At 50.8% G+C, this 11,547-nt stretch carries 10 protein-coding genes; 2 read left to right on the forward strand and 8 right to left on the reverse strand.

Annotated elements, in window-relative coordinates; genetic code table 11:
* Positions 1-3: 3 nt before the first annotated feature.
* The 7 genes from ebgA to C7R92_RS20930 all read right to left on the reverse strand — a co-directional run bounded on the left by ebgA (position 4) and on the right by C7R92_RS20930 (position 8,960).
* Entirely contained in the window at positions 4-3,108 is a 3,105-nt protein-coding gene (gene ebgA / locus C7R92_RS20900; protein ID WP_106835523.1) for a beta-galactosidase subunit alpha, read from the reverse strand.
* An 18-nt stretch (positions 3,109-3,126) separates the two neighbouring features.
* Positions 3,127-4,125 carry an ROK family protein gene (locus C7R92_RS20905; protein ID WP_106835524.1) on the reverse strand — a complete coding sequence of 333 codons (999 nt, stop codon included), beginning with the start codon at positions 4,123-4,125 and terminating at the stop codon, positions 3,127-3,129.
* A 28-nt stretch (positions 4,126-4,153) separates the two neighbouring features.
* Positions 4,154-5,098 carry a 1-phosphofructokinase family hexose kinase gene (locus C7R92_RS20910; RefSeq protein ID WP_106835525.1) on the reverse strand — a complete coding sequence of 315 codons (945 nt, stop codon included), beginning with the start codon at positions 5,096-5,098 and terminating at the stop codon, positions 4,154-4,156.
* Position 5,099: 1 nt separating this feature from the next.
* Positions 5,100-6,191 (reverse strand): bifunctional phosphoglucose/phosphomannose isomerase, encoded by a 1,092-nt coding sequence (locus C7R92_RS20915; protein WP_106835600.1) that lies wholly within the window; start codon positions 6,189-6,191, stop codon positions 5,100-5,102.
* A 28-nt stretch (positions 6,192-6,219) separates the two neighbouring features.
* Positions 6,220-7,083, reverse strand: coding sequence for a class II fructose-1,6-bisphosphate aldolase (fba, locus tag C7R92_RS20920; protein ID WP_106835526.1), 864 nt, complete (start codon positions 7,081-7,083; stop codon positions 6,220-6,222).
* A gap of 34 nt (positions 7,084-7,117) precedes the next feature.
* Positions 7,118-7,897, reverse strand: a complete 780-nt coding sequence (locus tag C7R92_RS20925) for a DeoR/GlpR family DNA-binding transcription regulator (RefSeq protein ID WP_106835527.1) — start codon at positions 7,895-7,897, stop codon at positions 7,118-7,120.
* Positions 7,898-8,087: 190 nt separating this feature from the next.
* The gene (locus C7R92_RS20930) at positions 8,088-8,960 is read right to left on the reverse strand and encodes a LysR family transcriptional regulator (protein WP_106835528.1); all 873 of its coding nucleotides are present in this window, start codon (positions 8,958-8,960) and stop codon (positions 8,088-8,090) included.
* A gap of 149 nt (positions 8,961-9,109) precedes the next feature.
* On the opposite strand from C7R92_RS20930, the gene C7R92_RS20935 reads away from it, so the two are divergent.
* Positions 9,110-9,700: a DJ-1/PfpI family protein gene (locus C7R92_RS20935; protein ID WP_106835529.1), complete on the forward strand. Its 591-nt coding sequence runs from the start codon at positions 9,110-9,112 to the stop codon at positions 9,698-9,700.
* A gap of 55 nt (positions 9,701-9,755) precedes the next feature.
* Here C7R92_RS20935 and C7R92_RS20940 read toward each other — a convergent pair whose 3' ends face one another.
* Entirely contained in the window at positions 9,756-11,102 is a 1,347-nt protein-coding gene (locus C7R92_RS20940) for an erythromycin esterase family protein (RefSeq protein WP_106835530.1), read from the reverse strand.
* 259 nt (positions 11,103-11,361) lie between these two features.
* On the opposite strand from C7R92_RS20940, the gene C7R92_RS32395 reads away from it, so the two are divergent.
* A complete protein-coding gene (locus tag C7R92_RS32395; protein WP_167403225.1) occupies positions 11,362-11,520 on the forward strand; it encodes a hypothetical protein in 159 nt (52 codons plus the stop codon).
* Positions 11,521-11,547 lie beyond the last annotated feature (27 nt).

Raw genomic sequence — 11,547 nt, forward strand, 5'->3', positions numbered from 1 at the left:
CGGTTAGTCACACAAATTCCGCTTAGACAACTGAACCGGAGAAATCGTATCCTTCGAAAAAGGCGTTAGCCTCATCTGGAAGAAAAACTCCTCTGGACGCAAGGCATGCTGCTCCGATTGCTTAGGTCCGCAGCTATTGCTACCCAGCCCGTTTTGTCGATAATCGAGATGCAGTGTGACATACTCTCTTTTTACGAGATCTGTCGTGTGTTTCGCTTGCTCCAGATCGTCCGTATCATAGCGAAGTGCGCTAAATTCCAAGGTCGGTTGACCCATCGCGAAAAGCCCAATGCCTCGCTGATCCGTGATCGACATCCATTTGACGTCCGTGCGATTGCCATTTTCCTGCGGGAACACGTACGGCGTGTACAGCTCATCCACGCTCGCGTGATACACCCCGATGCGATTGGCTTCCTTGCTGTCGATGTACGCCTCTCCCGGACCACGACCATACCACGAAACACGCTCCATATCTTTGGCGACCAATAGCTTCAAGCCGATTCGTGGCAGCATTGCTGGCGGGGTGCCTTTGGGTGTGCCTTGAACATCTACTTGCACCTCGCCATTTCCGAACACGGTATACGTATAGCGGCATGCAAATCCCCAGTCGAATACAGGCGGAGCAATCCGTACATCGCAGGTAATGACCACACGATCTGCTCGATCCTGCTGGATGCTTACATCCTCCACTCGATTTTGCAAACGATCGAGGTACACCTTGCGCCACTCTTCCACTACGTACATGTCATTGTCAATCGGAGCACGCCAAAACGTGAGTCGAGGTCCTGCCACCAACAGCTCCTTGCCTGCAAACACCCAGCTCGCCGGCACACCGCTCACTTTGTCAAAAACGAACTGAAAATCTGCTCCTGTAAGGGTGATGTCCGTTTTTGTTTCTTTCGTATCTACTCTGCCTAACACAGCCTGATAGGGAGCGACCGTAACCTGTTGGGCAGCGGTCACTGGCAAGGCAAATTGTGCCCACGCCAGCTCATGTCCTGCCTGTACCCAGCTCTCATCTTGGACCAGCACAAAGGAGAGAGTCAGCCAGTAGTCGGTCCGATCCTGTACCTGCGCGGGCAAGGTATAGGGAACAGCTACAATGGTGCGAGTTCCTGCTTCTGTATGTGACAGCGACAGCGTTCCGCTCTGCACCACTTGTCCGTCTGCTGTCACACTCCAAACCATTCTCACGTGCGCAAGCGTGCGGAAATCATAGCGATTCGTAATGGTGACGAGCCCGCTTTCCAAATCATTCGCTTCGACGACGATCGGCTCAATCACTTTTTTGTATTCGAGTAATCCAGGGGATGGGGTGCGATCCGGACGAATCAGTCCGTCGATGACGAAGTTGCCATTCGTCGGGTAGTCCCCGAAGTCTCCTCCGTAGGCATAATACGCTCGCCCATCCGGCGTATATTGACGCAAGCCGTGATCAATCCATTCCCACACAAAACCGCCCTGCAAGCGTTGATATTTGTCAAACACATTGGCGTAGTCGCGCAAGCCACCGGGTCCATTTCCCATGGCATGAGCATACTCGCACATGATATGCGGCTTTTGCAAATGTTCATTTTCACCGTGCTGGATCATTTTTTCTACCGAGGAGTACATGGTGGAAAATACATCGCACACTTCTGCTTCGCGATCCTCCTCGTAGTGAATGAGGCGAGTCGGGTCCGCTTGTCGGCACCAAGCGGCCATTGCCCGGAAATTGCAGCCGAAGCCGGATTCGTTACCAAGCGACCACATGATGATCGACGGATGGTTTTTGTCCCGCTCCACCATGCGCTCCATGCGCTCCACGTATGTCTGCTCCCACTCTGGATCATCGCTCAGCTGACTAATGTTGCCCGTTAACTGAAAGCCATGCGTCTCCAAATCGGTTTCGTCCATGACATACAATCCGTACTGGTCGCACAAATCGTAAAAACGCGGATCGTTCGGGTAATGCGCGGTACGAACGGCGTTGATGTTGTATCGCTTCATCATGAGCACATCTTCACGCATCGTTTCATACGGGACTGCACGCCCGAGATCGGGATGATGATCATGGCGGTTCACGCCGTTGAGGCGAATCGCTTTACCGTTTACGAAGAAGTTGTTTCCTTTTACTTCGATCCGTCGGAAGCCCACGCGAATCGGGATGACTTCTGTCTTTTCGCCCGACTCCTGCTCAATCGCAAGCAGCAGATGATACAGGTTTGGCTCCTCCGCCGACCATTTTTTCGGCTCCTGCACCGGAAGCTCCAAAGTCACGACCTTTTCTTGGCCGGCTGCCAGCTCGCCTGCCCCAGTGTCCGTCAGCGAAGCGATAGGCATGTAGGATGAATCCAACAGCTTTGCGGTCACGTTCACCCCATCATAGGAAGCTGCCGAACTGTTTTCTACATGGACACGTACCCGCAGCACACCATGGCGGCATTCATCATCCAGATCAGTCACGACTGCCAGATCTCTCACATGCAGCTTCGGTCTGCCAATCAGGGAAACATCCCGGAAAATCCCGCTCAAGTACCACATATCCTGATCCTCAACATACGTACCGTCCGACCACTGGTACACTTGAACAGCCAAGCGATTACTGCCTTCCTGCAACAGCTCCGTCACATCAAACTCAGATGGCAAGCGGCTTCCTTGGCTATAGCCGACTTCCTTCCCGTTCAGCCACACATGAAAAGCGCTGTCGACCCCTTCAAACCGCAGGATCACCTGCTGATTTTGCCACGCAGACGCTACGGTAAACTCTCGTAAATAGCAGCCTGTCGGGTTATCTGACGGGACATGCGGCGGATCGACCGGAAACGGATAATACAAGTCCGTGTAATGTGGTTTTCCGTACCCTTGCAGCTGCCAATGCCCCGGCACCTGAATCCGGGCCCACTCCGTTGCGTCATAATCGGCGGCAAAAAAGTTTTCCGGTACACGCAGCGGTGATTCTGCGTATGCAAACTGCCAATGCCCATTCAACAATTGAAACCACGGTGTCGCGCCTCTTTCATATGTCAGTGCTCCCGATTCTTCCGGGTAAGACAAAAAGTAAGCCCGCGCCGCCAAGCGATTTCGCTCAAGCAGCTGATGATTTGCCCAGTCATACCGTTGTTTCATCGATGTACACTCCTCTTTTTACAATTTCACGGTTCCTTGTTCCCTGTTCATTGCTTGCAGGGCCAAGGCGCCAGCACCGAGCATTCCTGCATCTGCACCGAGCTCGGCCAAAACGATCTTTGTCTGTTGATGAACGACTTCCATGGCGTACCGTTGTACACTCGCTTGTACCGGGGCCAGCAATAGCTCCCCAGCCCGACAAACCCCACCGCCGATCACTACGAGCTGCGGGTTGCATACGTTCACCAACACAGACAAAGCCCAGCCCGTTACTTCACACACTTCGTTCCATGCGCAGATCGCCACCGCATCACCTTGTTCCACTGCCGTAGCCACCTGCTCAGCCGTAATCCGCTCAATCTGTCCATCGCACAGAGTAAACAGAGGAGAGGCTTTTGCTTGCCGCGGATTAGCATCGAGCTCCTTTTCTAAGCGTTCACGGGCCAGTCTCGCAATACCTGTGGCAGATGCGACCGTCTCTACACAGCCGAGCTTGCCGCAATTGCATGGAGCAGTAAGCCCTGGATAGCGCACATGACCAATCTCTCCCGCGAATCCGTGACTGCCCCGAACGAGCTTTCCTTCGTTTACAATCCCTGCTCCCACCCCTGTACCAAGCGGCACGAAAACGAGGTGACTTACCTCACGACCCGCACCGAAAATGGCTTCTCCGAGTGCAGCTGTCCGTAAATCGTTTTCAAAAAAAAGCGGCAGTTTCACCAACTTCGCGAGTGGTGTCCGCAAGTCTGCCTGGTGCAATTGAAAGTTAGGCGAGTGAACCGATATCCCATTTTCCGCATCAAAAGGACCAGGAAATCCGATCCCTACTGCCTCTATTTGAACGGGTGATTGATCCCGCAGTTCGTTAATCAAGGCAGCCATTCGCTCGATCAAGATGGGCAAGTTGTTATGAACTTTTGTCTCCTTGGCAGCCCGGAGGAGAATTCGCCCATTCTCGTCCATGACCGCCCCTTTCATTGTCGTACCGCCGACATCGAGGCCAATTACATGGCGCATGCTACTCCTCCCTTCTGAACCAGTCATTCTACTCGACTCGCTCCACATGCATCGGTTGACTCCTCAACCTCTGCACATCGTCGGGCACGATCATGCCCGCTCCTAACGACCGTGTATTCGCGGCGCCGCATGCCATCCCCAGCCAAATCGCATCTGGCCAAGCCAAGCCTCGCAGCCTTCCGACAAGGACACCCGCAAGCATCGAATCACCGCAGCCCACTGTATTTTTCACTTCGGTATCCGCTAACCGAATCGCGGAAATACGCCACGTCTCCTTGCCATCGCCAAACCACGCGCCCTCCTCTCCTAACGAGAGAAGGACTCGCTGGGCACCGTGCTCACGCAGTTCGCGTATGGCTCTGCATCTGGCATCGTCGCTATCCAGCGAAAATCCGAGAATCGCTTCCGCTTCCGGTCGATTGGGCTTGATGAGTGAGGGTGTTGCTTTGATTCCTTCCAGCAGGGCCTGGCCGCTCGTATCGAGCACGCATGCGGTTCCTTTCCCAGCGACACCTCGGATGAGCGCAGCGTATGTTTCGGTTGGAACGCCACCTGGCAAGCTTCCGGAAAAAACCATGTACTGTGCCTGGTCCGCCAGCTCGATCAAACGCGTTTGCAAGCGACTGATCTCTTCTTCACTGGGCGCAGGACCTTGCTCTAGCACTTCTGTCACCTTCTTTTCCTGTTCGTCGAGAAAAGCGAGACACAGTCGGGATTCTCCGCTCGTTTCGATAAAGGAGGACGTAATCCCCTCACACTCGCAGCCTTCCGCGATGAATCTCCCGTTGTGACCAGCGACAAAACCGCTTGCGACTACATCCTGCCCCAATGCTTTCACTACACGCGCTACATTTAGCCCTTTTCCGCCGGGCAAGCTCAGTACATCAGTCGTGCGATGCAGCTCTCCAGAACGAAAATGCGAGAGGCGATACGTCTTATCGATGGCCGCGTTCAGTGTGACCGTTACGAGCATGCTATCTCACCTGCACAGTAACGAGCGGCTGGCCCATTTTTTGTTTGAACAAATTGATCACTTCTACAGGGGTTGGATCGACGCCGCGAATCAGAGCAGCGTACAGCGACACGAAGTCAGCCAAGTACACGATGGAAAACAAACGAGCCATTCGGGACACGCCGTGGGAGTGAACCACCCTTACCCCACCAGCGCGCTCACGCAAAATGTCAGCGCTGATCTCTACACGTTGGGTCGTCTTCTCACTATCCTCCTGATCGCGGATGAGTGTAAAATGAACGCCCTTCAGCAGTGCAGACGGCGAATCCCAGCCCACAGCTTCGTCGTGGTGAAGACTCGGAATGGCGTTCCAAAATGCCATCAGCTTGCTGTTTTCCCCGAGCTGGTTTTTCCAACGCCATGCAGGAGCATCGAAAAACGGTAGCGTTCCGTACACAACAGGTATCAGTCCATCCATCTCGATGGCGATTTGCTTGGCTTCATTATTCTCGATCGGAGAGTCCGTTCCGTAGACGTGCTTCCACTTTTCGAACAGGGCAATCGTCTCCTCGACCTCCGTACGCTTGTCGGAAATCAGCCCGAGCTTCGTCAAGATGGCGAGAATCGGCAGGAAAATGTAGCCGAGTACGATCCGAGGCATCATTCCGCCAGGTACAATCAAGCACGCATGATTGTGTTCACGAGCCAGCCCCAATACTTTTCCGCCCGCCGTAATGACGGCTATCTGTGCTCCTTTGGCGATGGCCGCTTCGTAGCCGCTGACGACCTCTTCTGTATTGCCGGAGTGGCTAACGACGATGACGAGCGTCTTCGCATCTACAAAAGCCGGGAGGGTGTAGCCTTGATTTAATTGAAGCGGCACTTGCAACTCGTCAAACAAATACGACTTGATCAAATTGACGCTCGCAGCCGAACCGCCACCAGTGCCAAGCACCACAATATTTTCAATTTTAACAGAAATATTCGACACATCTAAAGAATCAGATAATTGTAAGCCTGTTTTAAACTGCTCATCATAGCTTTCCGTATCTTGCAGTGCCCGAATCGTATCCAGTTCACGCAGTGCTTTTGTATCATCGAGATTCATACGCATGTAAAATCGTCCCTTTCCCTTTTTTTGATTAACGTCCACTAGCTTTCCCGATACAACCACACATCTCCATCTTGGCGAGAGCCACTTCTTTGACCGCCTGCTTGGCCTGCTTCATATAGGTGCGTGGGTCGTTTTCCTGTGGGTTGTCGTCAAATACGCCCTTGATCGCTTGTGAAAACGCGATACGCAGCTCTGTCGCTACGTTCATTTTTGCCATGCCGAGCTGAACCGCCCGCTTCACCTGCTCCTCGGGAATTCCCGAACCGCCGTGCAATACAAGCGGCACAGAAACACGACGAGCAATCTCTTCGATACGAGCAAAATCAATGCGCGGCTCCCCCTTGTAAATCCCGTGAGCCGTACCAATGGCCGGAGCCAACGTATCTACGCCAGTCAACTCGATAAATCTCTCGCACTCAATCGGGTCAGCCAGTGCAGCATCTGCATCGTCCACGACGAGATCGTCCTCCACGCCCCCGACCTTGCCGAGCTCTGCCTCCACATTGACACCGCGCTCCCTAGCCAGCTCCACTACACGCCGCGTCATCTCCGCATTTTCCGCAAAAGGATGCATCGACGCATCGATCATGACCGATGTATAACCCGCTTCGATACATCGCACGATCAGCTCCTCTTCATGACAATGATCCAAATGCAGGGCAATCGGCACCCGGGCCTCTTCTGAGGCTACCCGGGCAATTGCTGCTATATACTCAGGTCCGAGATGCCGAACCGTTCCGACTGTGGTCTGTAAAATGAGCGGTGCGTTTGCTTCGCAAGCCGCCTCCACTACTGCTTGGAGCATTTCCATCGTGTGTACGTTGAATGCCCCCACACAATATCCTTGCTCCCTTGCTGTGCGCAGCATCTGTGTCGATGATACCAACGCCATATCGATCCCTCCGTTTCCTTTCTGATCTGGTAGTTTACCTGGTCACGCCCTGCAAGCTCGCCAGCTCCAGGTTGATGCCCAGCTCCGCGTACTTACTGACAAGATGCTGTGCCGCCGCATCCGTAATAATCCGATCGACATCGGACAACCCGGCGAACTTCGCCAAATGCGTCTCTCCGAACTTGCTGTGGTCGGCCAGCACATAGACTTTTCTGGCGCGTTCCATCATGACTTGGTTGATTTGCGCTTCTGCCAGATTGAGTGTCGTCAGCCCATTTTCCGGATGAACCCCATCTGCCCCGATAAAGCATTTGAAAACAGAAAGTCCTCGCAAATTGTCCGCTGCGACAGAACCAACGAGCGCAAAGGATTTGTGGCGCATCTCTCCACCGATCAAGATAACGTGATGCTTGCCTTGACTGTTCAGCTCCATGGCGATGTTGACCGCATTCGTCACGACAGTCAGATCATTCAAGCCGCGCAGCAGCTTGGCGAGCTCCATCATCGTTGTCCCTGCCCCGAGAATAACCGTGTCCCCCGGCTGGATGTGCGACAGCGCTTGATGAGCGATCGCTTGCTTCTCTTCGCTTTTCTCTTCCAGCTTCTCTGTAAAACTGCGCTCCAATGGCAAGAAATTCGTAATCGTCGCTCCCCCGTGAATGCGCGTCAAGAGACCATCGTTTTCGAGCTTGATCAAATCTTTTCGGATTGTTACTTCAGACACATCCAGCGCCAGACTCAATTGGCTGACGGTTACGCTCTGTTCTGCTTTCAATTGTTCGAGGATCTTGCTGTGCCGTTCGGCTGCCAGCATAGGACTTCACTTCCTTACGATCATGAATTATCTTGTTTCGTTTTATTTCCATTTTCCTTTCGTTTACTTTCATTTCGATCTTAGCATTGTAGAAAAACGGATGTCAAACAAGTTATGAAATTTTCCGAAAATAAAACCAGCCTGCTCTGGTTCTAGACCAAAACAGACTGGTTGGTTGTTGGTTGCCGCTTTACCCGATATCCCGACTTTCCAGCATGAAATCAATAAACTTCTTATGTGCCCGTGAAAGCCACTTGTTTTTATGGTAGGCAATTTGCGCATAGAACAACAGCTCTTCCTCGCACGCTATTATTTTCACTTTTTGCTCATTCAACAAGGCTTCGACGCTAATATACGGCATCAAGCTCACGCCTAGCCCGTTCGCCACACTCTGCTTGATCGCTTCCATACTGGAGAACTCCAGGTGGTGCTTCGGCTTGATCTCTCTTTTTTCCAGGAAGCGTTGAAAAAACCGCCGCAGAGCACAATGCTCCCCGCTAAAAATCATACATTCCTCGCCAGCATCCTCTATTTTTTCAAACGAATGATCGCGCCCCCCGATAAAAACCAAACGTTCCGTAGAGAACGGCTCCACGACCAGATTCGGATCATCGAGCTTTGGCTCCAACGTGATCACGATATCCAATAGACCATCATGCAGCTTTTCCCGCAGTCGACTGCAGTCGTCCATTACAAATGAAATATTCACACCCGGGTAGCTCGCTCTGTACTTAGACAAAATGTCACCCAGCCGATAGATCGTAATCGTCTCCGAGGCTCCGATGCGCAGCTCTCCTTGCAGTGATTGCTCATTCGCCGATATATCCTTGATCTTCGCATACGAAACCAGCAGCTCCTCGACATACGTGTACAGCTCGCGGCCATAAGCGGTCAACTGAATTTTCTTTCCCAATCGATCAAACAGAGGGACACCCATTCCTTCTTCCAACTGCTGAATATGGGAGGTAATCGTCGCCTGTGAATATTGCAGAGCTTGTGCCGCCTTCGTAAAGCTGTTGAAATCGACGACTGCCTTAAAGGTTTGAAATTGGCGAATCTCCATGCCCGCTCCCCCTTGCCCGCATATTTATTATCAGAAATCCTGAAGATCATCTTCAGAACTTTCATTTTTACTAATAATCAATGATAGCATATGATTCTTGGTAAGTACCGGTACGGCTTGAAGGATTCGAACACAGGAGCTGATTTTCGATGAAAAAAGTGTGCTTGTTATTACCGAATGGTTTTGAAGCAGTAGAGGCTAGCGTATTTACAGATGTGATCGGCTGGAACAAGGAAGAGGGCGACGGAACAACGGAGCTGGTGACGGTGGGAACGCGCAAAGAGCTGAAATGCACGTGGAATTTTACTGTGATCCCCGAAATGGTGATCGACGATGCGGATGTAAATGACTTCGATGCATTGGCACTGCCTGGCGGTTTTGAGCAGGCGGGGTTTTATGAGGATGCTTATCGCGAGGACGTTCTCGCTTTCATACGTGAATTTGAAAAGCAAGGCAAAGTGATCGCTTCCATCTGTGTTGGCGCACTTCCCCTTGGGAAAAGCGGGATTTTGCAAGGACGAAAAGCAACGACCTACAACCTGAACAACCAGTTGCGGCAAAAGCAACTAGCTGCGATGGGCGCAGATGTCATCCCTGACCAATCCATCGTGATCGACAACAATGTCATCACCTCGTACAACCCTTCGACCGCTTTTGATGTGGCATTCACCTTGCTGGAGTCGCTGACATCCCGCGAAAACACCGACAATGTGAAACGCTTGATGGGGTTTCTTATATAATAAAACCGGCATTCTGCCCATTGCTCTTGGGTAAATGCCGGTTTCTTTCTGCTATTTAACGAACAAGCTTGCCAGCGCTCACTGTGTCTATATGAATGAGAATATCAAATGCTTGCCCAAGCGAAGTTGTTATAGAGTTTGGTTTGCTTGGATCAGCAGAACCGAATCCAATCAAAAACGGCCGTTCTTCCTCTAACCATTTTTGGGTGAGACCTGTAGCATTCCGTAAATCAACAAAGTATTGATCCTTTGAGACTTGATCCAGAGTATGATTGAATGTTTTTGGATCATTCGATTGAATGGTAGCTGGAACAATTTTATTTTCAATGTTAAACGCGTTATAATCGCCTTTCCCGAATGAAGTTCCAATCGTTACATATTCCTTTCCATAATGCTCCAGTAAATACTGACCGGCGAGCTTCGGGTATACCTCTTGCAACATATTGTTCTTTGCGATGTGCCCATTGTGACCCCATACGATTGTTTTTCCCAGCTGTTCATGAGCCCACTTCGCATTCTCAAACATCGCGATATCATGCTTCAAAAATAAATCAGATGGATTCTCCGAGAAGTTGAAATACATGCCAGTAAATTGCTCAATGACCTTGGCGTGTTGCTTAATCCTTGCGAACTCCTTGGATTGGCCGTTCAGACTGCTTTTGTTTTGTTCCAATATTTCCGTGATTTCTTTCGCTTGCTCCTGATGTTTTTTCTGAATGGCCACTGGCAAAGCTGAATAGGTTTCCAGGTCCTTCGTAACTTCGGCAAGTTCCTTCATTTTATTATTCACACGGGGCAGCAGGTCAGGCTTATATTTTTTTATATACTGTCTGATCTCATCGTATACATTTTCGCTGACATTTTGTACATCCATTCCGACCACCCGCAGTTTCGTTTCGTTCTCGGGATCGGCATTGTACTCACGCATCCATTCCAGCATGTCTACGATTTCTTTTGTTTGAAATATAGGCATTAGGAATTTACTCGGATTCCCTTCTCCTGTGAGAACGTAATGATCAAGTTTCAATGCGTTGCCCCAGTTTTCTTCTAATACAAGGGTGGTAAAGCCCATTTCCATGACGAGAAATTCAACAAACCGGTGTTTCATCGTATAAATTTCACGACTTCCATGATTTGCCTCACCTAAACCTACGATTGAAGCAGAACCGATCATTTGGCGCAGCGGTTCAATATCTTTAAGATCAGTCCCAGGCTCAGCGCTATTCAATTGAAAAGAGTTCAGCTCTAACCATTCTTTTGGACTTAGATTTTCTGCCTTCTTCCCTTGTTGTTGTTCGCTGTCCGTCTCGGTTAATGGAGCTGTATTCGTGCATCCTGTTATGAGTAAACCACAAATCGATACCGCGACGATGCTACTTCTGTAAAAGGCCGTCAAGTTCATTTCTCTTTCCTCCAAACAACTTTGTATGCTCAAAGTATGGCCCGGGCACTGCCTGTACAACAAGTAACGTTTTGTCATAAGGTTCAGACGCCCTGTTACCAACGTTTTCTCCTTACCCTATATGACAATTTGTCATCAAAAAAAGCACCGGATCTTGAAGATCGGTACTTTTGAAATAGCATTTCCAATGTCATATGCTGCAATCGGGGATAAGAATAAGCCATCCATCACACCCTACTGGCAAAAGGAGTGGTGAATCATGGAGAAAAAGCGAGGTTCTGGCGAGCACGAGCCCACAGTAGCGCCAAGCATGTACGGTCATGATCCTTTGGAAGAAAAGGCGACGGAAAAAGAAGTGGAAAAAGGGGATTACACAAAGGTAACGCGGCTGTTCCTCGACCGAACGCCGGAAGAGTAAAGACGGGATTTCTCCCGTCTTTTTGTC

This window comes from Brevibacillus porteri (genome assembly GCF_003013475.1).
In the GTDB taxonomy this organism is placed as follows: Bacteria; Bacillota; Bacilli; order Brevibacillales; family Brevibacillaceae; genus Brevibacillus; species Brevibacillus porteri.